Annotated in this window: 27 protein-coding genes; 17 read left to right on the forward strand and 10 right to left on the reverse strand. The window is 41.0% G+C overall.

Going from position 1 to position 25,560, the window contains the following annotated elements:
• Positions 1-212 precede the first annotated feature (212 nt).
• Positions 213-794 carry a nucleoside triphosphate pyrophosphatase gene (locus AB4135_RS13725; protein WP_371993716.1) on the reverse strand — a complete coding sequence of 194 codons (582 nt, stop codon included), beginning with the start codon at positions 792-794 and terminating at the stop codon, positions 213-215.
• A 235-nt stretch (positions 795-1,029) separates the two neighbouring features.
• Between AB4135_RS13725 and AB4135_RS13730 the strand changes: the two genes are divergently transcribed.
• From AB4135_RS13730 to AB4135_RS13785, 12 genes are all read left to right on the forward strand, one after another.
• Positions 1,030-1,230: a hypothetical protein gene (locus AB4135_RS13730; RefSeq protein ID WP_371993718.1), complete on the forward strand. Its 201-nt coding sequence runs from the start codon at positions 1,030-1,032 to the stop codon at positions 1,228-1,230.
• Positions 1,231-1,535: 305 nt separating this feature from the next.
• Entirely contained in the window at positions 1,536-2,060 is a 525-nt protein-coding gene (gene yceD, locus AB4135_RS13735; RefSeq protein ID WP_371993720.1) for a 23S rRNA accumulation protein YceD, read from the forward strand.
• Positions 2,061-2,077: 17 nt separating this feature from the next.
• Complete coding sequence (gene rpmF / locus AB4135_RS13740; RefSeq protein WP_020913118.1) at positions 2,078-2,248, forward strand: 50S ribosomal protein L32; 171 nt, start codon at positions 2,078-2,080, stop codon at positions 2,246-2,248.
• 15 nt (positions 2,249-2,263) lie between these two features.
• Positions 2,264-3,292 carry a phosphate acyltransferase PlsX gene (gene plsX, locus AB4135_RS13745; RefSeq protein WP_371993722.1) on the forward strand — a complete coding sequence of 343 codons (1,029 nt, stop codon included), beginning with the start codon at positions 2,264-2,266 and terminating at the stop codon, positions 3,290-3,292.
• Positions 3,293-3,302: 10 nt separating this feature from the next.
• On the forward strand, positions 3,303-4,262 hold the full coding sequence (locus tag AB4135_RS13750; protein WP_248975064.1) for a beta-ketoacyl-ACP synthase III: 960 nt from the start codon (positions 3,303-3,305) through the stop codon (positions 4,260-4,262).
• A gap of 43 nt (positions 4,263-4,305) precedes the next feature.
• Positions 4,306-5,232: an ACP S-malonyltransferase gene (gene fabD, locus AB4135_RS13755; protein ID WP_371993724.1), complete on the forward strand. Its 927-nt coding sequence runs from the start codon at positions 4,306-4,308 to the stop codon at positions 5,230-5,232.
• A gap of 9 nt (positions 5,233-5,241) precedes the next feature.
• The gene (gene fabG, locus AB4135_RS13760) at positions 5,242-5,988 is read left to right on the forward strand and encodes a 3-oxoacyl-ACP reductase FabG (protein WP_020913114.1); all 747 of its coding nucleotides are present in this window, start codon (positions 5,242-5,244) and stop codon (positions 5,986-5,988) included.
• A gap of 159 nt (positions 5,989-6,147) precedes the next feature.
• Positions 6,148-6,381, forward strand: coding sequence for an acyl carrier protein (gene acpP, locus AB4135_RS13765; protein ID WP_011496723.1), 234 nt, complete (start codon positions 6,148-6,150; stop codon positions 6,379-6,381).
• A gap of 195 nt (positions 6,382-6,576) precedes the next feature.
• Positions 6,577-7,815 (forward strand): beta-ketoacyl-ACP synthase II, encoded by a 1,239-nt coding sequence (fabF, locus tag AB4135_RS13770; protein ID WP_371993726.1) that lies wholly within the window; start codon positions 6,577-6,579, stop codon positions 7,813-7,815.
• A 203-nt stretch (positions 7,816-8,018) separates the two neighbouring features.
• Positions 8,019-8,387, forward strand: a complete 369-nt coding sequence (locus AB4135_RS13775) for a hypothetical protein (protein WP_371993727.1) — start codon at positions 8,019-8,021, stop codon at positions 8,385-8,387.
• Between the two features lie 171 nt (positions 8,388-8,558).
• Entirely contained in the window at positions 8,559-9,038 is a 480-nt protein-coding gene (locus AB4135_RS13780) for an acyl-CoA thioesterase (RefSeq protein WP_371993729.1), read from the forward strand.
• A gap of 139 nt (positions 9,039-9,177) precedes the next feature.
• Positions 9,178-10,053, forward strand: a complete 876-nt coding sequence (locus AB4135_RS13785) for an NAD(P)-dependent oxidoreductase (protein WP_371993730.1) — start codon at positions 9,178-9,180, stop codon at positions 10,051-10,053.
• Between the two features lie 66 nt (positions 10,054-10,119).
• Here AB4135_RS13785 and cdd read toward each other — a convergent pair whose 3' ends face one another.
• Together cdd and sbcB are read right to left on the reverse strand one after the other, a co-directional pair.
• Positions 10,120-11,010: a cytidine deaminase gene (gene cdd / locus AB4135_RS13790; RefSeq protein ID WP_371993732.1), complete on the reverse strand. Its 891-nt coding sequence runs from the start codon at positions 11,008-11,010 to the stop codon at positions 10,120-10,122.
• Positions 11,011-11,106: 96 nt separating this feature from the next.
• Entirely contained in the window at positions 11,107-12,522 is a 1,416-nt protein-coding gene (gene sbcB / locus AB4135_RS13795; protein ID WP_371993734.1) for an exodeoxyribonuclease I, read from the reverse strand.
• A gap of 166 nt (positions 12,523-12,688) precedes the next feature.
• Between sbcB and AB4135_RS13800 the strand changes: the two genes are divergently transcribed.
• Positions 12,689-13,867, forward strand: coding sequence for a tyrosine-type recombinase/integrase (locus AB4135_RS13800; protein ID WP_371993736.1), 1,179 nt, complete (start codon positions 12,689-12,691; stop codon positions 13,865-13,867).
• Between the two features lie 16 nt (positions 13,868-13,883).
• Here the strand turns inward: AB4135_RS13800 and AB4135_RS13805 are convergent, their stop codons facing one another.
• From AB4135_RS13805 to AB4135_RS13830, 6 genes are all read right to left on the reverse strand, one after another.
• Positions 13,884-15,191, reverse strand: a complete 1,308-nt coding sequence (locus AB4135_RS13805) for a hypothetical protein (RefSeq protein ID WP_371993737.1) — start codon at positions 15,189-15,191, stop codon at positions 13,884-13,886.
• 213 nt (positions 15,192-15,404) lie between these two features.
• Positions 15,405-16,211, reverse strand: a complete 807-nt coding sequence (locus tag AB4135_RS13810; RefSeq protein ID WP_371993739.1) for an MAE_28990/MAE_18760 family HEPN-like nuclease — start codon at positions 16,209-16,211, stop codon at positions 15,405-15,407.
• Positions 16,211-17,347: a DUF262 domain-containing protein gene (locus tag AB4135_RS13815; protein WP_371993741.1), complete on the reverse strand. Its 1,137-nt coding sequence runs from the start codon at positions 17,345-17,347 to the stop codon at positions 16,211-16,213. Before AB4135_RS13815 ends, AB4135_RS13810 begins: the two co-directional genes overlap by 1 nt.
• On the reverse strand, positions 17,344-18,582 hold the full coding sequence (locus tag AB4135_RS13820) for a DNA methyltransferase (protein WP_371993742.1): 1,239 nt from the start codon (positions 18,580-18,582) through the stop codon (positions 17,344-17,346). Before AB4135_RS13820 ends, AB4135_RS13815 begins: the two co-directional genes overlap by 4 nt.
• A 439-nt stretch (positions 18,583-19,021) precedes the next feature.
• Positions 19,022-19,270: a hypothetical protein gene (locus AB4135_RS13825; protein ID WP_371993744.1), complete on the reverse strand. Its 249-nt coding sequence runs from the start codon at positions 19,268-19,270 to the stop codon at positions 19,022-19,024.
• A 66-nt stretch (positions 19,271-19,336) separates the two neighbouring features.
• Positions 19,337-19,597: a hypothetical protein gene (locus tag AB4135_RS13830; protein WP_371994005.1), complete on the reverse strand. Its 261-nt coding sequence runs from the start codon at positions 19,595-19,597 to the stop codon at positions 19,337-19,339.
• Positions 19,598-19,840: 243 nt separating this feature from the next.
• Between AB4135_RS13830 and AB4135_RS13835 the strand changes: the two genes are divergently transcribed.
• Positions 19,841-21,763: an HD domain-containing phosphohydrolase gene (locus tag AB4135_RS13835; protein WP_371993746.1), complete on the forward strand. Its 1,923-nt coding sequence runs from the start codon at positions 19,841-19,843 to the stop codon at positions 21,761-21,763.
• Positions 21,764-21,903: 140 nt separating this feature from the next.
• Here AB4135_RS13835 and AB4135_RS13840 read toward each other — a convergent pair whose 3' ends face one another.
• The gene (locus AB4135_RS13840; protein ID WP_371993748.1) at positions 21,904-22,677 is read right to left on the reverse strand and encodes an NERD domain-containing protein; all 774 of its coding nucleotides are present in this window, start codon (positions 22,675-22,677) and stop codon (positions 21,904-21,906) included.
• 425 nt (positions 22,678-23,102) lie between these two features.
• Here AB4135_RS13840 and AB4135_RS13845 point away from each other — a divergent pair, with 425 nt between their 5' ends.
• From AB4135_RS13845 to AB4135_RS13855, 3 genes are all read left to right on the forward strand, one after another.
• Positions 23,103-23,915 (forward strand): hypothetical protein, encoded by an 813-nt coding sequence (locus tag AB4135_RS13845; protein ID WP_371993750.1) that lies wholly within the window; start codon positions 23,103-23,105, stop codon positions 23,913-23,915.
• Complete coding sequence (gene rlmA / locus AB4135_RS13850) at positions 23,915-24,721, forward strand: 23S rRNA (guanine(745)-N(1))-methyltransferase (RefSeq protein ID WP_371993751.1); 807 nt, start codon at positions 23,915-23,917, stop codon at positions 24,719-24,721. The genes AB4135_RS13845 and rlmA overlap by 1 nt, the downstream gene beginning before the upstream one ends.
• A 303-nt stretch (positions 24,722-25,024) precedes the next feature.
• On the forward strand, positions 25,025-25,231 hold the full coding sequence (locus AB4135_RS13855; protein WP_012155714.1) for a cold-shock protein: 207 nt from the start codon (positions 25,025-25,027) through the stop codon (positions 25,229-25,231).
• Positions 25,232-25,560 lie beyond the last annotated feature (329 nt).

Genomic DNA, 25,560 nt, shown 5'->3' on the forward strand with positions numbered 1-25,560 from the left:
CCACAAATAGTCTACAACACAGTAAAAATAGCCAAGAAACGCGGCCCTTTGGGTTCGTTTCAATTCTTTTATTACTGCGTTACGAGCTTTTCGCTTAGCCAGCTAAGCATCATCGCTCAAGCCTTGTACTAAAATAATTGAATTCGAACAAAAACTAAGCTCGAAAGATCAACAGCCCCTAGCTATAGGCTTGCTTTCAAATATGAAATTTTTTAAAGCACATCAACTCCCTGTCGGTGTAATAAATCAATCAAAGATATTAAAGGCAGGCCTATAAGCGTGTTCGGATCCTTTCCTTCAAGTTGTTCAAAAAGTGCAATGCCTAAACCTTCACACTTAAAGCTACCAGCACAGTAAAAAGGCTGTTCGATATCCACATAATTGCTAATAGCCTGTTGGCTAAGGGTTCTGAAGTGGACAATATAAGGCTCAACTATTGCCTCTACATTGCCATTTTTGACATTATGTACGGCAAGACCAGTATAAAAAGTAATGGCTTGACCACTGGACTGGCTTAGCTGCTCTATTGCCGTTTCTCGGTTCAGCGGCTTACCAATAATCTTATTATTAATCACGGCAACTTGGTCTGAGCCTATAACGATTCCTTCTGAGTATTTATCGGCCCCTGCAGCGGCCTTAAGCTTTGCAAGTCGGAGCACTAAGTCAGCCGGTGATTCATTTTCTAAAGGCGTTTCATCGACTTCAGGCGAGCAGCAGCTAAAAGGCAGATTGAGTTTTTCTAATAGTTGCTTTCTAAAAGGGGAGGTTGAAGCCAATATAAGAGGCTTTGACATGAGTTTGCCTTTACAGGTTCGTAATATAGAGTAACTTGGGATTTTCGCTAATAACAGCCAGTAGAAGCAAGCATTATTGCCACAAATATGAATTACATTGTCTCTTTTATATTTCTTGCCTACGTAATTGTATCGTTATTTACGTATATACGATGCAATGAGGTATTGGTCAGCTGTTGTACAGTTTACCAACGCTATTGTGGAGTGGTATTCAACAGCTACCGTGGAGATAAATATGTTTAAGTTATGGGTTGCGATTCTAATCATGCTCAGCGTTGTGGTTCACCTCAGTGGAGAAGTGAGTCGACCGTTTTACCCGACCATTTTATTGGCAATGGTTCTGGGGGCTGTGGCTAGAGAAGGGATAGCAAAGCTTGACCATACGATTGTTAATTGGGTATCCAATGCTGGCAAAAGCGAGCCTAACGCAGCTTAGCGACAGTATGAATGTATAATAAGGCTAGACTGGCAAATTAGCTCATTAGCCTTATAACTACTATGCTGTTGGGCAAATAGCCAAATTGAGCGCGACTCTGGCATTGTCATCACAAAAATAGCACCGCCGACGAATTTACGAACACTTAAACGCATTTAGCGCTGAAATTTAATGTCATGAGCCTTGGGTTTCTTGTACAATGCGGTTACCTAACAACTCACATTAGCTGAATCAAGTGGCCGTTAATCACCTTGTATGTATAAGGGTGTTGACTTCTGCTAAAATTCACCTAAAATGCGCGCCTTATGCAAACAGTAAAGATACCGGTTTCAATTGATCCCGTTCGCGCTGCCACAAGTCAACTTTCTTTTGAAGGTTTGGTGCCTGGTAAGCAGTTAAAGCGATTAAATGAATTATGTGCCGGCGACTGTTCTGATGTGGCAGTGTCGCTTGAATGTGGCGTAGATATACAGGGGATAGTCTACCTTAACGGGAAGGCTGTGACGGAGCTCACTCTGAATTGTCAACGTTGTATGACACTATTTACCACTGAGGTTACGGTCGAGTTTAGTTTTGGTCTTTGTAAGACTGAAGCTGAAATCGATGAGCTCCCGGATGCGTATGAGCCTATTGAGTGCAATGAAATTGGCGAAGTTCGTCTACATCAATTGATCGAAGATGAATTGATAGTCGCTATGCCTTTGATTGCCATGCATGAGAATGAAGATTGTCATCAAGGTAAACAAGACGTAGTCGTAGGCGAGATCGAACCCGCTCAAGAGGAGCGTCCAAATCCGTTTGCAGTGTTAGAAAAACTGAAGAGCAAGTAATCTAGGAGACAGGGCCAATGGCTGTACAACAGAATAAAAAATCTCGTTCAAAGCGCGGTATGCGTCGTTCACACGATTCTTTGAGCACAGCTCAATTATCAGTGGATGCAACGAGTGGTGAACTTCACCGTCGTCACAATGTGACTGCGGACGGTTTCTACCGTGGTCAAAAGGTTATCAACAAGTAATTTGTTGAGACCCTGATGACAAATCTGACGCTTGCGTTAGATGCGATGGGGGGCGACTTTGGTCCCCGCATCACAGTGCCTGCAACTTTGCAGGCACTTCGCTTAAACCCCCTTTTAAAAGTCATACTCGTGGGCGACCAAGCCCAGATTGACCAATATCTAGTACCTGCTGAATCAGAAATAACCAGTCGAATTGAGATTAAACATACTACCGAAGTGGTGACTATGTCTGATCGACCTGTGCACGCCTTAAGAAATCGAAAGCAAAGCTCAATGCGTATCGCAATAGAGTTAGTGCGAGACGGTAAAGCACAAGCTTGCTTAAGTGCTGGCAACACTGGTGCGTTAATGGCGATGTCTAAAGTATTGCTTAAGACATTACCCGGTATAGACCGGCCTGCGCTCGTTAGCTGCTTGCCTGCCGTTAATAATACGCCTGTTTATCTACTCGATTTAGGGGCAAACGTTACTTGCGATTCTGAAACGTTATTTCAGTTTGCGGTGATGGGTTCGGTACTGAGTGAAACGGTTGATAAAACGGTTTCTCCGAAAGTCGCTTTGCTTAACGTGGGTATTGAAGAGATAAAAGGTAATGACCAGGTTCAACAAGCGGGTCAATTACTGCAACAAATCCCCCAAGTGAACTACACTGGCTTTATTGAAGGCGATGAAATCTATTCTGGTAATGTTGACGTTATTGTCTGCGATGGCTTTGTCGGTAATATTACCCTTAAAACGTCAGAAGGTATTGCAAGGCTGCTTACCCATCAATTGAAAAAAGGTCTGACGGAAGGCTTCTTTGTTCGAATTCTCGCCAAAATAATAGCACCACGTATTCATTCTTTGCTAAATCAGATGAACCCCGACCACTATAATGGGGCAAGTCTGATAGGATTGCGCGGAATTGTAGTAAAAAGTCATGGGTGTGCAGACGAAGCTGCTTTTTTACAAGCGATAAGCTTGGCAGTGACAGAAGCACAACGTCGACTCCCACAGATGATCGAAGACCGTCTTGAGTCGATTCTTTTAGACATTAATAGCTGAAAAATTCCTTATGCATACAAAAATTCTCGGTACTGGTAGTTATCTACCGGTACAAGTGCGCAGTAATCAAGATCTTGAAAAAATGGTTGAGACCACCGATCAGTGGATTGTCGAGCGCACAGGTATTTCTGAACGCCGCATTGCTGCGTCAGATGAAACCGTGGCAACAATGGGTTATCAAGCAGCAGTCAAAGCTATTGAAATGGCGGGTATTGATGCAACTGAAATCGATATGATTGTTTGTGGCACAACCAGTGCGAGTAATGCTTTCCCTGCCGCGGCTTGTGAAATTCAGGCTATGTTAGGTATCCATACTATCCCAGCATTTGATATTGCAGCAGCTTGTTCAGGTTTCGTTTATGCACTGTCTGTAGCTGACCAATATGTAAAATCGGGTGCCGCGCGTAATGTGCTAGTGATTGGCGCTGATGTGTTATCACGTTTATGTGAGCCAGAAGACCGCTCGACAATTATATTGTTTGGTGATGGCGCAGGCGCTGCAGTTGTCGGAGCAGCAACTGAGCCAGGTATTATCTCGACACATATTTATGCCGATGGCCGTCAAGGCGATCTGCTCAAGTGTTCTATACCGCCGCGTAAAGGGGAAACCTCCGAAGCTGTGGGTTATATGACGATGAAGGGTAACGATGTGTTTAAAGTTGCGGTGACGCAATTGTCTCACGTTGTGACTGAAACATTACGTCAAAACAACATAGAGAAGTCGGATATCGATTGGCTGGTTCCTCATCAGGCTAACTTTAGAATTATTAAAGCTACCGCAAAGAAATTGGACATGAGTCTTGATAAAGTTGTACTGACTTTAGCCAAGCATGGTAATACGTCCGCAGCATCTGTGCCGATTGCACTTGATGAAGCTGTCAGAGATGGTCGTATCCAGCGTGGACAAATGATATTACTCGAAGCCTTTGGTGCAGGATTTGCCTGGGGAAGCGCTTTAGTAAAGTTTTAACTGCCGTATTAACGGCAAGACGTAAATAGAAAGGTATATGAATATGGAAAATACAGCTTTTGTATTCCCAGGCCAAGGCTCTCAAGCTTTAGGCATGTTAGCAGAACTGGCTGAGTCCCAACCTGTAGTTGCTGAGACATTTGCTCAAGCTAGTCAGGTTCTCGGTTATGATTTATGGGAATTAGTACAACAAGGTCCCGTTGAAACGCTTAACGAAACTGATAAGACACAGCCCGCTCTACTCGCGGCAAGTGTCGCTATTTATCGTGCTTATACAGCTTCTGGTAAGGATTTACCAAGAGTCATGGCCGGACACAGCTTAGGTGAGTATTCTGCGCTAGTATGTGCAGGTGTGATTGATTTTGAAGCGGCAATTAAACTGGTTGAGCTTCGTGGTCAGCTTATGCAGCAGGCGGTACCAGCGGGTACAGGTGCCATGTTTGCAATCATTGGTTTAGACAATGATGCTATCGCTAAAGCGTGTGAAGAAGCTTCACAAGGCGACATTGTCAGCCCTGTCAATTACAACAGCCTGGGCCAAGTTGTCATCGCTGGTGAAAAAGCAGCAGTAGAACGCGCTGCAGCATTATGTAAAGAAAACGGTGCAAAAATGGCCGTTGCTTTGCCTGTGAGCGTACCGTCTCATTGCCAACTAATGAAGCCAGCAGCTGATAAGCTTGCAATAGCGCTAAATGATATCGAGTTCAGCGCTCCTTCAGTAACAGTGATCAATAATGTTGATGTTGCTACTCCAGTCGCTGCACAAGAGATTAAAGATGCATTGGTTCGTCAACTTTACTGCCCTGTAAGATGGTCTGAAACTGTTGAGCTGATGGCATCACAAGGCGTAACTAATCTGTTTGAAATAGGGCCTGGAAAAGTATTAACAGGGCTCAGTAAACGTATTAATCGTTCACTAACAGCAAAAGCAATTAACGATGCTGCGTCTTTCGTGGCATTGACCGAATAAGGAAATCTGATGAGCATAAGTTTTGATTTGACGGGTAAAGTAGCCCTAGTAACAGGCGCTAGCCGTGGTATTGGCCGTGCAGTTGCAGAAACATTAGTGTCTGCTGGTGCTGTCGTTATTGGTACTGCAACTAGCGAGCGTGGCGCAGAAGCGATCCAAGCTTACTTAGGTGATAACGGCCATGGTCTTGTTTTAAACGTGACCGATGGCGACTCTGTTAAAGCCTTGTTCGCAACGATTAAAGAAAAAGCAGGTGATGTTGACATTTTAGTTAATAACGCCGGTATAACTCGTGACAATTTGTTGATGCGAATGAAAGATGATGAGTGGCAAGATATTGTTGACACTAACCTGACTTCATTGTTCCGCACGTCAAAAGCTGTCATGAGACCAATGATGAAAAAGCGTCATGGACGCATCATTAATATTGGCTCTGTGGTAGGTACCATGGGCAATGCAGGCCAAACTAACTATGCGGCTGCTAAAGCTGGTTTGATAGGATTTACAAAATCTCTTGCAAGAGAGGTTGCATCTCGTCAAATAACAGTGAATGCTATTGCTCCTGGATTTATTCAGACAGATATGACAGATGAGCTGACAGAAGACCAGCAACAAGCTATTATGTCGCAGGTGCCAATGGAAAGGCTTGGTCAGGCGCAGGAAATTGCTAACGCAGTCCTCTTTTTAGCGTCAGACTCTGCCGCTTACATCACTGGAGAGACTCTTCATGTGAATGGCGGCATGTACATGGTTTAAAGGGAACGACAGACTATTACCTCTTTAGGGAGGTGATCTGCATCAATAGTGAGCCTATTTTGTGGTTAGACCACAAAGGTTAAGCTTGCAATGTCTGTCAAATTCAATAAACTACTCGAAATCTTGCGCAAGTGCGTAATTTGAATAGGAAAGAAAACAATGAGCAACATCGAAGAACGTGTAAAGAAAATCATCATCGAGCAACTAGGTGTTAAAGAAGAAGACGTTAAATCAGCAGCATCTTTCGTTGACGATTTAGGTGCAGATTCTCTAGACACTGTTGAATTGGTTATGGCTCTAGAAGAAGAGTTTGATACCGAGATCCCTGATGAAGAAGCAGAAAAGATCACTACTGTTCAAGCAGCGATCGATTACGTTTCTAAGAATCAGTAATCTAGAATTTCTGAAAACAGGCGGCATTTATGCCGCCTGTTTTTGTTTCTGAAAGCCGCTGGTTGATGTAAGTCATTAAGCAATATTCTCCTCGCTTCCGCTTCAATACACCAATCAGGCCTGGCTCATAAAGGTATTGGTAGTTCATATTCTTTAGTACTATCATAATTATTTTTAATAGGTAAAGGTGATAGCGTGTCTAAACGTCGTGTCGTCGTAACTGGCTTAGGCTTAGTTAGCCCTGTGGGCAATACAGTTGATTCAACTTGGAAGTCTCTCGTTTCAGGTAAAAGTGGAATCGCACCGATTACTAAATTTGATGCTAGCGAGTTTACAACTCGTTTTAGCGGGTCTGTTAAAGATTTTGATGTCGAGCAGTATATGTCACGTAAAGACGCTCGTAAGATGGATCTTTTTATCCAATATGGCATGGCTGCCGGGATCCAAGCAATGGATGACTCTGGTCTAGAGATGGATAAGCTGGATCCTACACGCGTCGGAACCGCCATTGGCGCGGGTATGGGCGGAATGCCGTTGATAGAGCAAAACCATGCAGCATTAATGAAAGGTGGCCCACGTAAAGTGTCACCATTTTTTGTGCCGAGTACCATTATCAACATGATTTCAGGTCACCTGTCGATTAAGTATGGCATGACAGGACCTAACTTTGCAGTGACTACAGCCTGTACGACAGGCGTACACAATATCGGATTTGCGGCGCGTACTATCGCTTATGGTGATGCTGACGTGATGGTTGCTGGCGGTGCGGAAGATGTGACTTGCCCATTAGCCGTCGCCGGTTTTGGTTCTGCAAAGGCACTATCAACTCGCAACGATGATCCACAAGCTGCTAGCCGTCCATGGGATAAAGACCGCGATGGTTTTGTTATTGGTGACGGTGCTGGTGTGATGGTTATGGAAGAGTATGAACATGCTAAAGCACGTGGAGCGACCATTTACGGTGAGCTAGTAGGTTTTGGCATGAGCGGTGATGCATTTCATATGACGTCGCCACCTAGTGACGGTGCGGGCGCAGCAGCTGCTATGGTTAATGCCATTAATGATGCCAAAATTGGTCGTGAAGCAATTGGCTATATTAATGCCCACGGCACATCAACTCCAGCGGGCGACAAAGCAGAGGCTGCTGCGGTTAAATCAACCTTTGGTGACCATGCTTATGATTTAGTTGTAAGCTCAACTAAATCCATGACCGGACACCTTCTTGGTGCTGCGGGCTCTTTAGAAGCTATCGTTACTTTGCTTGCACTTAGAGATCAGGTCATTCCGCCTACTTTAAACTTGGACAACCCAGATGAAGGTTGTGATTTAGATTTTGTACCGCATACGGCGCGAGATCTTAAGTTTGATTATGGCCTATGTAATTCATTTGGTTTTGGTGGTACTAACGGCTCACTGCTATTTAAAAAAGTATAGCCAAAACACCTTAGTTAGAAAGCGTCTTTTAGGCGCTTTTTTTATGCCTAGATTTCCTAAAATTAACGCAATAAAGGGGCAAGATTAACAGGGTATATATCGCAGATTAACCTTACTTAACCTAATGATTTGATACTGGTATAACCGCTTTTTAAGGTAGATACTGCACGCATAGCCCGTCATACAGTTTTTAAGGATTTAAATTGATAAACCCACTTGTACTGCCTGTCATGTCGATATTGGGAATGATGACAGCGAACCTAAATGAACTCGTCAGAGGAGAAAGTGCTCGTTGGCATCCTAAGCTCATTATAGGAGTTAAAACATTTAATGCGGCTGCGGCTGGTTTTGCTTTTATTTGGTTTGCATTGTTGATCACCGCCATATCTATTAGTGATGAATACAGTGTGTTATCTGGTGTACTTGTGTTGGGGTTATTCTTAGCGGGCATTCTTGCTTATGGGCTTATTAACGGTGCCAAATTTATCGGCACAACTACGCAAATATGGCTTTACCGATTATCAGTACCTCTCATCGCTTTAGGCTGCTACCTGGTGGCTCAGTTCGGTTAGTATTATTAGAAGAACAAGTATTGCTTCACCTTAACTAGACCCCGCTGAGTCGATTTAAGCTGCACTGATGCAGCATAGATGAATTTCGATCATATTACGGAGTGGGATTAATGTGTTACTGAGTAAAAGGGTGTAAACTCATCGCTTAGAACATTACCCTTTGAGGTCGATATGGCTGGAACCGATAGATTGCTCACATTACGATTTTTAGCTGAACCCGCAGATGTAAATTTTGGTGGTAAAGTCCACGGCGGAGCAGTTATGAAGTGGATCGATCTCGCGGGTTACGCCTGTGCCGCTGGCTGGAGTGGTAAGTACTGTATCACCGCTTATGCGGGGGGGATTCGCTTCGTAAAGCCTATCTACGTCGGTAACATAGTCGAAGTCACTGCTAAGGTGATTTATACCGGTAGAACATCAATGCATCTTGGCATTGATGTTAAAGCTGGTGACCCAAAAGGCGCTGATAGACATCTTACAACGCACTGTGTTTTGATTATGGTTGCCGTTGACGATGAAGGACAGCCTACGCAAGTACCAGAGTGGGTACCCACAACAGCTGCTGACATAGAGCTGCGTGAATCCGCAGTACGATTAATGGAAATGCGTAAAAAAATTGGCGCAGAGATGGCCGCACATGTGACTTTATAAGTGTTAATGAACTTCGTTTTGATTCAAAAGCCAGCAACTTGCTGGCTTTTTTATTATCTAGCAGAGACTACTTTGTTTAGGCTAACCGCAGTAGAATGACTGCAAATATAATTAAACCTCCCTACAAATAGGAACACTAATGGCTAAAGTTGCATTTATTGGTTTAGGTGTCATGGGTTATCCCATGGCGGGTCACCTCGTTAAGCATGGTCACGAGGTGACAGTGTATAACCGAACCGAAGCTAAGGCTAAGGCATGGAGCGAAGAGTTTTCAGCACAATATTGTTTAACGCCTAAGGCGGCAGCTCAGGGGCAAGATATTGTCTTTGTTTGCGTTGGTAATGATGATGACCTAAGGCAAGTTACATTGACTGAAGAGGGTGTATTAGCGGGAATGAATAGCGGCGCTATTTTAGTTGATCACACGACTGCGTCTGCCGATGTTGCCAGAGAGATAGGTGCAGCCGCTAGTGACATGAACATTGGTTTTATCGATGCGCCAGTGTCAGGTGGTCAAGCCGGCGCTGAAAATGGTGTGTTGACTGTGATGGCTGGCGGTAATGCCGATGTGTTCGCTCAAGCCAAACCTGTTATTGACTCTTACGCTCGTTGCGCTGAGCTTTTGGGTGATATCGGGGCAGGGCAGTTAACCAAAATGGTCAATCAAATTTGTATCGCAGGGGTGGTCCAGGGGCTGTCTGAAGGGCTACATTTTGCACGCAGTGCAGGCCTTGATGGCGAAAAAGTGGTTGAAGTGATCAGCAAAGGTGCAGCTCAATCATGGCAGATGGAAAATCGTTACCAAACCATGTGGCAAGGAGAGTACAATTTTGGTTTTGCTATCGACTGGATGCGTAAAGACCTAGGCATTGCGCTAGAGGAAGCACGCCGCAACGGTTCACATCTTCCGCTTACTGCTTTGGTCGATCAATTCTACTCAGAAGTGCAAGCGATGGGAGGAAATCGTTGGGACACCTCTAGCTTGCTGGCAAGGCTAGAGAAAAACAGAAGTTAGATTTTAGCTTGATATAAAAATGGACTGCCTAGGCAGTCCATTTTCAGTTATAACTGAAAATATTAATTATTCTGGCTCTACAACAATATGCTCGAGTTCAACAGCAGCAACGGCGTGTAACGCATCCATAGTCGCCCCGACTAAAGAAACGGTTCCTTTAGAAGACTCAATGAGGACTGCTCGGTTTATTTCGCTGAAATCACGATTATGACGAGCCATGTTCGATAATGCCATCTGCATGGGTAACATAGATGGATTAAATGCAGCATTTTCTGCATAACGTCCAGAGTATGTCGCACCGTCTTTAGTCTCTAATACTACAGCCGCATAGTTCTTAGTGTAAGGTGCGTAGCTTAGCCCTGCATGATCGACAGCTTCAATTACCATCGGATCTGAGCTATCAAGAGTCAGCTCATGCTGCTGCTTGGTAAGCAAGGGCTCAGTGATATTCAGATCTGTAGGACCAAAGGCATAAGGCAGATAATGAGACAGAGGTTGAGTTTTTTGTTCAGGAAGATGGATGTTCACCTTTTGGCCTTCAACCAGCTCATTCATAAATTGGCGACAGTGGCCACAGGGTGAAAAGTTAACGATGACATCTTCAATTTGACGCTCGCCACTTAACCAAGCATGGCTAATCGCACTTTGCTCAGCATGAACCGAATGAAACAGTGCCTCACCAGCAAGTTCAAGATTGGCTCCCATGTAGATATCGCCGCTTTTTCCTTTAGCAATGGCGCCTACATAAAATTCACTGATAGGCACTCTTGCAAGCGCTGCTGCTATTGGTAACAGTGCTAGTAGCAACTCTTGCTCCGTTAACTGTGATGCCGCTTTTAGCTCTTCAATTTGCTGTGCATCGAGATGCCCGGCAAAATCTTTATCTAGCATAGGCACGATAGCCTTAGCCAACGCTTCTGGTAAATTAGCTATGCTTTTTAGAAAACGGTCTTGCATATGCTACTTCCTTTTATTAACGCTAATGAAATGTCATTCTAGTAAGCTTGTTACATGTAGAATGCGATGGAGATCGCACTTTACCACCTGAAAAGCCTAAATACTTCTAAGATAATGACATAAAGCTTGGAGTAATTTCTGTTTTGATTCATTTTGCTCTGTTTCTTCAATGATATTTTCCAATCTGATCATGTAATCAGGATCATTGAGTCTCGGTTGGCAGAACTCTCGCCAGCGCATTAGCTCAGAGTCATTTAACGTTTCAGGGTAATTACGAGCGCGGTACCTAAATAACATCTCAGGTAAGCGCTCATCATCAAAGGTTAACTCTAATGCAGCTAGGTTCATCGGTTTAGTATTACGGATCATCTCCATCTTCGCTTTATCTGCGTGGCTAAAGAAGCCACCGCTGTAGAGTTGAAGATCAGGATCTGTTATTTCGCGATCAGAGTGCAGATCAAAAACGGCGACCAGTTTTTCCCGAATTTCAGGATGTTGCCTAAGCTTTTTATACTGCTCTCTAGCAAATGCTTTATCGATATCTAATCGAGCAGCGTTTTCATCGGTGAGTGTTTTAGCGCCAGCAAGAAATGGGCTCTTATTGATATGGATCTGTTTTAGACCGATAGGTAGTTCATCTTCTGCCAGATCATCGCGCCTGGTATACATGCGTTCACGGATCTGCTCAGCAGTCAGCTCTATCAATGGCGTGACATCCATCGCTAAGTTAACGCAAATAACCGCATTCTTGTTGGTGGAGTGATAAGCCAGTGGTGCTATGAGTGTTGTACAGCCATTTAAGGCACTGATTTTTGAGCTTACATGCACTAAAGGCTTCATCTCTAATACATCAATTAACTTAGACACTTCCTGCTTTTTGCGTAAGCTGAAGTAGTAATCGAACAATTTAGGTTGTACTGACTTTATCAGTTTTGCCATGCCAATCGTGGCATAAACATCTGACATTGCATCATGGGCTTTTTCATGGCTAAGGCCATTAGCAACAGTCAATTGTTCTAACTTAAAGCTTGGCGAACCGTCTTCTTTCTGTGGCCAATTAATTCCATCAGGTCTGAATGCATAGCAAGCGCGGACCAAATCGATGATGTCCCAACGACTATTTCCGTTTTGCCACTCTCTGGCATAGGGGTCAAAAAAGTTACGGTAAAAGCCATAACGTGACACTTCATCATCAAAACGGATGGAGTTATAACCGACGACGCAGGTATTTTCCTGGCTAAACTGCTGATGCACTTTATCCATAAACTCGGCTTCTGGCATGCCTTTCTGGTTTGCCAGTTGCGGTGTTATCCCAGTGATCAAAATGGCTTCAGGAGAGGGCAAGTAATCGTTTGCAAGTTTGCAATAGAAAGTGACAGGCTCTTCAATAATATTGAGGTCCATATCGGTTCTAATGCCTGCAAACTGCGAAGGCCTATCTTTGGCTGGGTTAGCGCCAAACGTCTCATAATCGTGCCAAAATAAAGTTGGCTGTTTCTTGTTGTTACTCATAGTTCTCTTATGTATCAGAAATACAGATATTTTCTTTAATTATCAATATTTAAGTGCGAGTTAGGTTCGTTTCTGTTCAACCTTGAAATACAGTGTTAATATAAATTTGTGCATCATAATGTGCATCACAAATGTTAACAATGTGCATCACGTGAAGGTTGGTAAAATGGCATTATCTGATAGTAAGTTAAGGAATATAAAAGCACCTTACCACGGTCCTATTGAGATTGCAGATCGTGATGGTTTAAGTGTACGAATTACAAAGAATGCTGTCATTGCATTCTATTATCGCTTTCGTTGGCAAGCTAAGCAACAGCGGATCAAGATTGGCCGGTATCCAGACCTTAAGTTGTCTGAGGCTCGAGCAACAGCTCTAGAGTATAGACAGTTGTTAGTTGATAACCTAGACCCTCGTTGTCACGGTGTTAACAGAGGCGCTGCTCGCTTACTTGGCGATATCTGCAACGACTTTATGAAAGCCTACGCCCGTCCCCAGCTATCACCAACCACTGTTGTGCTATACGAAAGCTTTATCTCCAAGTACATAGTGCCAAATTTCAATATCGATGTTGAACGTTATCGTTACACTGAATGGATTAAGTTACTCGACGGAGTAAGGGATGAAACCACTGCGGCAAATGCTGGCAGTATCCTCAAGCGGTTAAAGACGGTTATACGTTGGTCAAAAGCGCGAGGAGAGATTAAGTCATCAGCTTGTTTAGATATCCCCGTTAAAGCGATTGGAGCTCACCAGTCACGCAGAGAGCGTGTTTTAGAGTGGGGAGAGCTTGCTGGTCTATGGAGGCAAATAGAAGCGAGTAGGGCGACACCTAAAACCAAATCCTGCGTAAAACTGCTGATTTTGACCGGTGCGCGTAATGCAGAAATTAGAGGCGCTGAGCGCAGAGAGTTTGATCTTGATAATGCCATTTGGATATTACCTAAGGAACGTTCTAAGACCGGCAAAATGATTAGACGACCGTTAAGCGATCAAACCATCAGTATCATTGAGTCGTTAGATTTTATTTATGGCCAAAATAGGCATTTCTTGATTGAAGGTTTAAGCCACAATAAAGCCCTCTCAACCCACGCGCTTAACCGGTATGTACAACGCCTTAATGAACAGCTTGATTATCCACACTTTGTGCCACATGATTTTAGGCGAACAATATCAACAAGGCTGAGCGAGCATAAGGTGATGCCGCATGTCACCGAAAAAATGCTAGGTCATGAATTGGGTGGCATCATGGCTATTTACAATAAGCATGATTGGTATGACGAGCAGATAATTGCCTATCAGTTGTATTGGGAATTATTGAAATGGCATATTTTGCAGACATCTTAAATATTTTCATACTTGCTTAGTAACCGGCTAACTCAGGGAGTGCAAAAAGCTCTCTACTTCTTGCTTTATCCAGCCATGGGAAAGCATCTGATACTCCATAAATATCTATAAGTTCTTCAGCTAATTCATTATAATGTAGGAAATATAAGCTCATGACCAATTGGTCAAAAAAGTTAGCTTTGTCAGCTAAGCGCATAAAGCTTTCTTGTGCACCGTCTACTCCATCTTTCATAAGAACTAAAGCTTCTTTAAGCTCGTTATGGTATGAATTTACATAAGTTTCAGAAAACTTTTTGTCATAAGCAAAATAAAACAAAGCTTTTAATCCTGCTAAACTTTCACTTGTAATGTAGCCATTTAGGTTAGCCCATAGCTTGGTTTTTAATTCACGGTCCCGTTTTATAGACTTTAGCATTTCGTCCATATCTAGTTTAGTAACCCCTGCGCTCCTACTTCTTTCTTTTATTTCTGGGTTTATTTCAATCCAAAAGTCCAAGAACCAAATTAGGTTATATTCATCAACTCCTTTTAGCGGCACTGGAGAGTTTAGCTGATACATTAGTTCATAGTTACTTTTAATTTTATTTATTGCTTTCGTTAGTTCATTACTGCTCAAACCATGCATTTTTTTTAAATCTAGTTTCTTTTGTTTAAAACTATCTGCTTGCCATTGAGCTAACTCTGGTAAGTTTGAAGTTAAACTAAATAGTTGTTGCCGTGATAACTTTTTTGTAAAAGTCCCTAATGAGTACTCTTCAATCAGGTATTCATTAAGATAAAGTAGTTCATCTAGTTTCTCTTGAAGTTTGCTAAATTTTTCTTTTAGCACTAAAAAGTTTATCAATGCTACATCAGCTAGGTGCTTCTGACTTTCATTAGAGATGGGATAGCGAAATGTCTGGCCTGTTGAGTCAACATCGGCAATATCGAGGATAGTTGGCGCAATATCAGAGTTAATTATTTTATAGCGTTCGTCGATCTGTTCGGATTTTAACTTAAAAAAACTCCATATATTTCCAATATCATGAGAACCAGATAGGTCGAAGGTTAGTTTTATACCCTTCATCTTAGCAATAACATCTAGCTCTGAAATTGCCCCTTTAAGGCGTAACTCAACAGAGTGCCTCATATTGAAGCAAACAGGATACACCATATCGTCAAGGTTATATTTAACACCTCGGCACTCAAGCACCTGGTCTAAGATTAAGTTAGCTGCTTTTGAAAAACCCAGAGCATACTGTACATATGAAGGTGAGCCATTATTACCTACACAGGCATTAGTCCAAGTTGGTCTTCCCCTACAGAATGTTGAATTTTTTTTCATATTAATTCCAATTTTAGGTAGCAGGCATATCCACATGTTTATTAGATATACACGTTCCCTTGATTGTCTCACCTTTTCTTGGGGCCTAAATTGATGAACAACGCATAACTAGATGAATTTAGTTCTGTTCTAGATCCTTAGCACCAATTAAACTGTTTATAATTTATTAAGAAGATCTAGAACATAAAAAGCCTGTTGTGCAGGCTTTTGGATTTAGATGTGTTTGTGACTAAATGATATGTTACACGGAGTGTCACACCGCCAGGAATCAACATGAGTATCTTTTAATTCTGAATCTAAATGACTTAACCATACCTCGACTTCTTGATAAAGCCCGTTAACTAGCTGATCCGCATAGCTAAGCATTTGAAGAAACTGTCGTTTACCCACATTAGTTGTAAATTGACCGTGACCAAAAGCGTTTCTTAAACCAACTAAAGCATCTAATTGGCTCAAGTCTAAACTGCCATGATCTAGGCCGATAACATCCATATTCATTTCAGTTACGACTTTATTTACATTTGCGAAAGTCATTACGAGGTCATCAACGTTAACCTGCTTATTAAGACCTGTTGAATTAAAAGTGTCTATGCTGTCTAATACATCTGTAGTTAGTTTGAAATGACCTTTTCTTACTTTTCTCTTCATATTAGTCATTTTTTCACTCAAGCTTTTGTGAGAGTCTATGTCATAGATATTTTTAATCATATCGATATATTTACTAAAAAAAGATTCTTGTTGTAACCAAATCGCTCTAATAGTTGATGAATGTTCGTTTGCTGATTTATTTATATCCTTTAGAGCTCTAAAGCAAACTGCTATGGATGCCGTAAAATGGCTCTCCCACGCAGAATAAATCATCGGTACCGATATTTTTCTAAACTCAGCCGGCAGATTTTGATTTGTCGGAGAAGCTGATAGAACATCATGAATATTCTTAATGTTAGTGAGTATTTCAAGCGAATCAGATTTAGTCTGAGCCATTTCGCCTATTAATGCTGTGACGTTAAGGTTTGACATTATTTAAACGCCTCAGCACCAAGTTCAAGTCGAAGCTTTAATTTTGCCTTTGTATTAGAGCCAGAACCAGTGCAGACAGAAATTTTTTCTCTCTGGGTTTCCCACAGTGTATCAAGTTTATCAGCTATGTCTGCTGACGATAAATTATCTACGTTTTTATAGACACCAGTTGCAATTATATCGAGTAAGTTTGTACTAAATTGGCCACTACTTCTGCCATCATCTTTTCTAAATTTAAACGCCTTTCCTCCTGGGAAAGCCGAGGAAATTAACAAAAATGCTTTTTTTATCCGGGTTTCAACTTCTGCGTCTAGAGAGTTAGTTTCAGATCCAACATACATGTAATCATCAAGGAAATCGTCAACCAAGTGCTCAAACTTATCTGCATGAAAAAGGCTCGCTAGTGTACGTAATAGGGCCTCTTCACATGCTTGTGTCTTTTGTTTCTCAATACTTAATCCTAATGCATTTATAACGTACTCTTGTGCTGCTATGTCTCTCAGCTTGTTTGCAAATGTGTTTCCCACGAGTCTAGATGTACAATTCCTTATTTCTTGGTCACTCAATTTTGCCCCGGATCTATTGAGGCGTTTAAATACATTATATTTTGTTTGAGGTTTAGTTTCTTGCTCAAGAATAACGATATTAACTCGAGCGTTCTTGATTGTGCGAGTCACTTTGTCTGGTAACTTTCCTGCGCTCCAACCTTTAAGGCTAGGTATAATTGGTGCCGTGTCTAAAATTGTAGGGTTAGCTAGATGATTGACATTACTGGCGGCAGTTGCTCTTTCTATCTCATCTTTCGAAAAAATATCTTCAGCGAAAAAACGAATGATAGTACTTATGCGCTGTAAGCCATCGATCACTTCTTGGCGCCCATCTTGGTCAACATAAAAGAAAAGAGTAGGTACTGGAATATTTAATAAAAGAGACTCAATGAATTGAGTTTGACGATCTAGATCCCATCTGAACAGTCGTTGATACTCAGGGGATATTTTTATATCACCATCTTTATATAAGTTTATAATCTCTCGCCATGAGGTTGTGTATGAATCTGTAGCAATCTCTTCTCGATTTTTTTTAATATCGTCTAATAATTTTAATTCTGCTTCTGCTTCTGCATCTTTCTTGTTCATTTCTTAAGCCTTATAACATCTTCGTAATAAATTTTATTCTTTTCATACCGTTTTGATTTTACGTTGATATGAGCCATAGTTGATTTAAGGATATCTCTTCGTTCACACACAGCTTCAGAAAAGCCGATTGCTTTTGCCATCTGCATATAAATCTCTGGTAGAGGAATTGGGATCTCTTTGTAGTAAGAATTTTGGATAACCAAGTATGCATTAGCTTCAACTTTCATAACTCGATACAATTCGAGTAAAGATTGATATGAACCATCGAAATATTGAATCTTATTCTTGATGTAATAATCTTGAGATGAGTATGATGAATGAGAATTGATTGCACTTATTACCTCATTACACAGTTTGCCCCAGGACCTATCGCCACATTTACGCTGAGAAAAAATAGTTGTTGTACCAATCGTATTCTCTCTTATTGATCGATATTTTTTTGCTCCTCCTAATAAAAGTAGCTCAACTTGAGTCGATACAGCGTAATCAATACGAGTCAAGTAAGGAGGAGATGTTATCACTAGATCAACAGAGTTATCTGCGACTGGAGTCGAAACGCTGCTAGATTCGTAAACAGAGAAGCTGCCTGTATTTAAGCTAAATATTTCCTCTAAGTCATAAAGCATTGAATCAAAATTTTGCCTATAAACTTTTTCAATTGTGGCAAAAGGTAAGCATTGAGTTGGAGGCGTTTTTTTGAACCAAGTAGGATTTGAACCACTTTTATATCCCATCAGTTGGCGATTAGACACTAGCAAAACTGATTTAAAAAAAGAGATAAATGGTTCGACTCTTAGAGTCTCTGTATGAAGCTCGTCTTCGATAGCAACTAATAAGCGGGTCATTTTTAGTGTAAATGAACTGCTCATTATTTCATCTAAGTGACTAGTATCATAAACTTTTCGACTTTTTTTTGCGCGGGCAAATATCCGGTTAAGGATTGAAGTAGATTCACTTTTTAGCTTAGGAAGGATTTTAGAAGATTTAGATGCTGAAAAAATAGCCATAGAGCTATTTACATCAATGCCAACACAATTTAAACCATTTTTCTGACACACAACACCTGTTGTCCCACTGCCAACCCATGGGTCCAAGATGATAGAGTTTTGCGTTAAACGGCCTGATTCAATTTTTAAAACTGAGTCTACAAAAAATTCAGAATAACCTGCGTAGTACGGATGCCATGAATGCACACTTCCTTTCTCATAAGCAGTACGTTTCGCACTAGAAATCATTGATACAAACCTTGTTTCGAACTCATCTTTTACTCTTTTTTTAACTAAATCACTGCTTTTATTATATATACATACAGGTATTAGTACTAGGCACACATCCTATATTCATGACTTAAAAGAATGGGTTGTATAATTAGTCTGCTGTTCGGCAAGTTTTCACTTATCTAAAGTTTAAATTCGGAGGTTCATATTCGGGGGCTCGAAATGGCAAAATCATACTAATCGTTTGTTAGAGTTGTCTTCAGTGTTACATAATGATAGTTGAGAAAAAAACGGTTTTTTAAGAATGGAGAATCGGTGTAAGGAACTCACATTAGCAAGACATGAATGAGTTCCTACTATAAAGCACCAAAGGGTCAAGAAGTACCTGGGCTAATTTTAGCTTTAAGCCTTTGACGGCTAAAAACTGACGGATCACACATAAGCCAATTTCTAAGATTCAATGCAGTTCTTGCTTCCTCTCAATGAAGGCTATGATCTCGGTATGCCGGTACTGCTTAAGTCCATTATGGATTAAACACAGTGGTCTAACGATTTGGGTAAAGTCAGGATCCTTAACCACTTTAGTGTAAAACTTAGCCCTGCTAACGCTAAGTATTTTCATGGTTTGTGTGGCTGATAGTAATTTTTCATCTATCAATCCGCCTGTTCGCGGGGCTGTCTCTGACTCTTGTTTGTTTGAGTTCATATCAATCTTCCTTAAGTTTAATTTCTGTTTTTATATGTAGGTAGTCGCCTTAACTTAGCCTGCGTTTTACGCTCTGTTATCGCTTAACTGATTTGGGTTATAGCTGTAACCAAACCGTACCCAATCTAATTCTTTGATCTGTTCAATATTGCTCGCGACTTCTTCAAGTCGTTCCTGGGCTCTGACCATATTTGATACCTCTATACCAAATCGAGCTGCTGCGCGTTCGACCGGCAGGCCGTTAACATAATGTTCGATGAGTGCTTTTTGTTGCGGCTCTGAGTTCATCTTGGTGAACTTTTGAATGAGCAACAGAATTCTCTCCAATGGTTCGTGTCCTGGCAGCAGAGTTTAGCGCAAGAAATGAGTGCGATTTCACAGCAGGCTGATAGTGAAGTTTCAACAATAGATCGTCAAATAGCACAGCTTAGAACCGAGCTAAACTAACCTTTAAATAGTTATTTTCTAATTATATATTTTTATACCTTAAATCTTGCTGTTTTTTTAAGTTTAATGCTACTTTAATCATATCGTTGTCTGTTTTTTATCTACTCTGGCTATGGCGTGAATATGAATAAACAAGCAAAAAGTGATTTGTTTTTAAAAACTTCAGACATCCCTCAAAACATACCTATGCCCTGGGCCATTATAGACATAAAATTTAATCTTATACGCTTAAGTGAAGCGTTTTATGCACAGGTTAATAAACCAATCTCTTCGATACTTAATCAGTCGCTAAATAGGTGTTTTTCTTCGTTAGATATTTCAAGTATCGAGCTTTCTAAGCATGAACCTATGTCACTCAACTGGGTTGATGATAAAGGTAAAGGAATACAAGGGGTTTTCACCTCGATCCCTGGTTCAGCCTATTTATGGAGTTTAAAAATCTCCGAATTAAATTTAGATGAAAAGTGGCTGATGGGTCTTCACCCCGACTATCACCATGCAATTCAGTCTAGTGATGAATGGTTAACTCAAATAGAAAAGGTAATACTGTCTGAGCCTGAGTTGGTTTTTCAAATTGCGGTTGAGCAAGCAATCACACTAACAAGTAGCCAGATTGGTTATTTACATCTTTATGATGAAAAGAAAAGTGAAATATCACTTACGACATGGTTCGATTCAGCTGTTGCTCTATGTCAAATACCTAAAGTGAGGCAATTGAGTGAGAGTGATGCTGGATTATGGTTTGACTGCATTAGAAAGCGTAAGGCTGTGATTAACAATGACTGTAGTAGTGTTAAGGCCATACAAGAGCTTTCTACAGCTCCATTTGAACTCTCTCGTCATATGAGTGTACCTATCATCTATCGTAATCGTGTTGTTGGAGTGATTGGGGTTGGAAATCGTGATTTACCATATACTCACGTTGATGCTAAGTCTCTGTCCGTGTTTGCATCCATCATATGGCATTGTGTAGAGCTTCCTCGCTCAATGAGAGTCTTGTCGAAACAGTCAAAAGTGATAAAAACCCAACGAGAGCAGCTCACATCTACTTTAGTGCGGCTTATTGGGGCTGTGTCTGAAGCCGTTGAGTTAAAAGATGCTTATACTGCCGGACATCAAAAATCTGTAGCTCAATTAGCCTACCTAATTGGAGAACGACTAGGTTTGAGTGAGGAAAGGTTAGAAGGGCTTAAACTTGGGGCGCTTATTCATGATATTGGTAAGTTGGGGATACCGACACAGATTTTATGTAAGCCTTCAAAGTTATCTGAAGAAGAATTTGCTTTAGTGAAATTACATCCTGAAAAAGGAGCGAATGTAATCAGTGAAGTGGAATTTCCATGGCCTATAAAAGAGATGATTTTACAACACCACGAAAGACTTGATGGCTCTGGTTACCCTAAGGGGTTAAAAGGTGATGAAATTATTTTAGAAGCAAAGATTATAGGTATTGCTGACGTTGCAGACTCGGTATTAAGTCATCGGCCTTATAGACCTTCTTTAGGGATGGGGAAACTCAAAGAGATTCTATTATCGGGTAAAGGCCAGCTATTTGATGCAAATATTGTCGATATTTGCATTGATATATTGGTTTCTCACCAGATCGAAAATGTTCAATATGTTTCGCAGCTACCATTAGAGCCTGTTATTTGTATTGAGCCGGATCATACCTTGGCTGAAGTTCGCCAATTGCTTGTTGAAAGCAAGGCTAAAATAGCAGTGGTTCGTGATGGACCTAAAGGTGAGGTGATTGGTCTTATTGATCAGACGATATTAGATGCATGGCGCAGTCCATTGCTTGATACGGCTTCTGAACGAACTGTGGACCGTAAGATTGAAAATAAACGCATTCATCAAGTGATGAGACATAAGTTGCCGTTAGTAACAGCAAATACCATATTAAAAGATGCAAAACTTCAGCTCGAAAATGAAACACTGGAATATTTAGTGGTGGTCGATGGAGAAGAGCCGTTTGGGTGTGTGAACTGGAAAATAATGGCGAACGCTCAATCTCTAGATTTTGACAGTGAATTACAACAACACTAAAGGAGCTAAGAAGTATTAAGTTAGTTTCACCAAACTATCAGTTGCTCTTATCGTCGTGAGATTCATTTGTTAAATGATTCAACCTAGTATATTTATGCACGTGAATCAGCTCGGCGAATATGAGGCGCGTATGCTGTTGATCAATTGATTTTTTCCACTGCTCTACATTTTGGAAAATTTGAACAGCCCCAAAAGCTAGTGCCTGCGTGTTGGCCTTTTTTAGCTTTTCTTAAAACCATTCCTGAACCGCATTTAATGCAACGTTTTTCATCAGTTTTTTGCTTAATGATTTCTTTCACATGAGTGCGGTGAGCTTGGTTTGTATTAAAACCACGCTCTAAACGTCCTGATTCGATTTGTGTTATGACTTCTGTAACTTGCTTTTGGCTTAGTCGTTCAATAGAACAAGAACGAATATAAGATAAGCAGCCACTAGCATAGGTTACGTTCGCCGGCATGCTTGTTTTAAATGTACTATCACCGATGAATACAACAACAGAGAAAAGAGAGGTGATGTTAATGTTGAGCAGTTCTTCTAGAGTTTTTAGGTGCTTATAGTTTTGATGGATTGGATTTTGGAATCTGGTTGAGTATTTATAGATTTTCTGCGTCCATTGCTTCTGATTTGAAGAACCAAAAATCCATCCTTTCATGTTCTTTGTTTCAACAACGAAAACTCCATACTTAGATACAATTATGTGATCAATTTGAGTTGTTCCATCATCCGTTGGCAAAGTAACATTTTTGATTAGATGATATTCGTTTTGCGGTAACCTCTTTAATATCAAATTGACACTGAATTCACCTAATACGCCTTTAAACCACGGCGTGCGAACGACAAAGGTCAATAAAATTACGGGAAATATATACCAAACCTGTAAAGCTGCGTTAGCCAACATCCCTATTAGATCCACTGAAACATCCTTATAGCTATGATTTTTTAGAGTTATGTATCAATCGTATTTAATAGCTTGAACTACTCAATTATGTTTTGAAAGCTAAAATTGTGAGCCTTCTAACTGCTTATTTTTAATGAGGATAATTACAACTGTGCATCGCAGCGTGCATTGCGTGATTATTTTTAGGGTTTAATTTGTTGTTATTTAGAGACTTAGGTTTGCTGTCTCATAATCGTGCCAGAAGAGGGTGTTTTGTGTTTTCGAAGGCATAAAATCGTGGCTATCACTTCTATATAAGTGGTTTCATCATAGCACCGTGTTAGCGTGATTGTCTTAACTTCAGCATTAGAGTGCTTTACTTGCTTGAATTAACGTCAGTTTGATAACTAGCACCAAGAAGTTAAAGCAAGTACAATATCTGCTGGTCTGTGAGGTGCTGAATGTTTGAACCGCTGTTAATCCAACCGCAAATTATCGAAATTAGTCATCAATCTAAATTAGTCTTTTCTCTCTCCAAACAATTTGGCGACTTTAGTGCGCTGCAATTGCAGTCGGGCCCGATAGTCGAAGTTGTGGTAGTGGCAGTTTCTGCAGCAAAAGTATCGTTGATGGTTAGAATTCATCCTTACTTGTCTTTATCGGTTGATGAGTTTGATAATGACATGGACACGAGCGAAAGCCTTAGTCGTTCAGTTGGTCAAGGCTGGAGACTGTTTTCTGCTTTGGGGACGTCGCCAAAACTTTGCGCTGCGCAACTTGGCGCTGGACTATCGGTTGCCGTCAGTTTTAGCGATGTGTGCCGTTTTAATATTGTAGAAGCGGTGAAGTGGAATCTTGTGGCTTTGGAAGCCGACTTTAGAATTGGGCATATTGCTAAAGAGATCTTGTTAGCCAAGCATATCATTGCTCGCTCTGTAGATGCAGAGCATAACGCTGAAAGCCTGTTGGTTGAAATTAGCGAATTGGAAAGTGTTCGATTTGAGCTCACTCGAGCGTGTAAAGAGGGGTATCAACAAGAATTCAGTAAACTTGATGCCGAACTCGTTAGAAAAAGACAATTATTGACCCGTCAATATTCTCAGTTATCGGAACGACCAAGTTTAAGCCAGCCTGCCAATCAATCTAATGAACAGGAACCCTTGATTAGGGAGCTAGCGTATTATCAATTGCTCGCCCCAATTGAATTGAATGAGATAGTAGAACAACTTATGGCAGACGGAACAAACGGTTCCTTTGCATTGGAGAATGAATAATGATTTATCGTTGCCCGATATGTGAACAAGCATTAACACTACAAGACAAAACGTGGCTTTGTGCATCGAATCATCGGTTTGATAGAGCAAAAGAGGGTTATGTAAACTTATTGCCAGTGCAAAAGAAAAAATCGAACGATCCTGGTGATAATAAAGAGATGATGTTTGCTCGAAGAGAGTTTCTCAATAAAGGTTACTATCAGGCGCTCAGTGATAATGTTAATCAACTGGCTAAAACCTATCTAAATGAAGCTCAGTATGGACTCGATATTGGTTGTGGAGAGGGGTATTACTCAAGTCGTTTAGCAAAAGAGTTGGGTGATGATTTTTCTTTGTTTGGGTTAGACATTAGTAAGTCTGCACTTAAATATGCAGCAAAACGCTATCCTGATATTGCCTTCAGTGTCGCGAGTTCATTTGATATGCCGTACGCTGATGATAGCTTCGACTTTATGTTAAGGATCTACGCGCCGTCGTTAGAGACTGAACTTAAACGAGTGATCAAATCTGGTGGAATACTCATTACCGTGTGTGCAGGCCCAAGACATCATTTTGCTTTAAAAGAGCTGATTTATGATACGCCAAAGGAACATACCCAAGATGCTTCTTGCATCGAAGGCTTTGAGCTCATTGACCAAAAGCGGTTGGAAAGTACACTCCATTTGTCAGACGAAAATGATATTCGTCATTTTTTGCAGATGACGCCTTATAACTGGAAGTTAACCGATGAACAAAAACAAACGTTATCGGCGACTGGTTTTGAGTGTGAACTCGATTTCAAAATAGAGGTCTTTAGGGCGAAGTAGCTTTAATGGCCTTGCATGTGATGGTTTTTAAAGCCTTTGTTAAGCCAGTTTATTTGGGTTGTATAAATTATTTAATCACTAAATCTACAACCGCCAGATATATAAGCAAAAATACTAAAAATAATGTCTAGAATGTGTGTTGACATCTCCTGAGAATGGTTTATAGTATTTGCAGCTTGAAGGTTAGGGCTTATTTTTATGTGTTCAATACGACAATGTTCGTCCTGTTAACATTAAGTAAACCGGCATTTTCCAGCTTTACCGCCGTTAAGGCTTTAATTTATATTTACAGGATTCAATATTATGTCTCAAGTTACTGGCGTTGTTAAGTGGTTCAACTCTGATAAAGGTTTCGGATTTATCGAGCAAGAGTCTGGCCCAGATGTATTCGTACACTTCCGCGCTATCAACTCTGACGGTTTCAAAACTCTTGACGAAGGTCAAAAAGTTCAGTTTACTGTTACTCAAGGTCAAAAAGGCCCACAAGCTGAGAACGTAACTGTAGTTTAAGTTACCAGCTTGATTAGCATCTAGCTAATCGCAAAAAGATTTCGAAGAGCCGTAGTTTACTACGGCTCTTTTTTCTTTGTGTCTTTTTTATAGCTTGTTACTCTTCAAGTTTGCTCTTAGCGGTTTATTTAATAATCTCTGCTAAACACTCTTCCAGCGACGTTTCTAACCTCTTTATTAGTCCTCGTTTCAGTTTTCTTCCTTGCAGGCTTATACGAGTTCAGTCAGCAGCGCTACATTCCTGTTTAATACCCATTGCATTCAAAGTTTGGCTATTCGGCGCGAATTCAAAACGCTGTAGGCAAGCTTTGGGATTTAAGCGAATCGTT

Origin of the sequence: Shewanella sp. 10N.286.54.B9, from assembly GCF_041468565.1 — a bacterium.
In the GTDB taxonomy this organism is placed as follows: Bacteria; Pseudomonadota; Gammaproteobacteria; order Enterobacterales; family Shewanellaceae; genus Shewanella.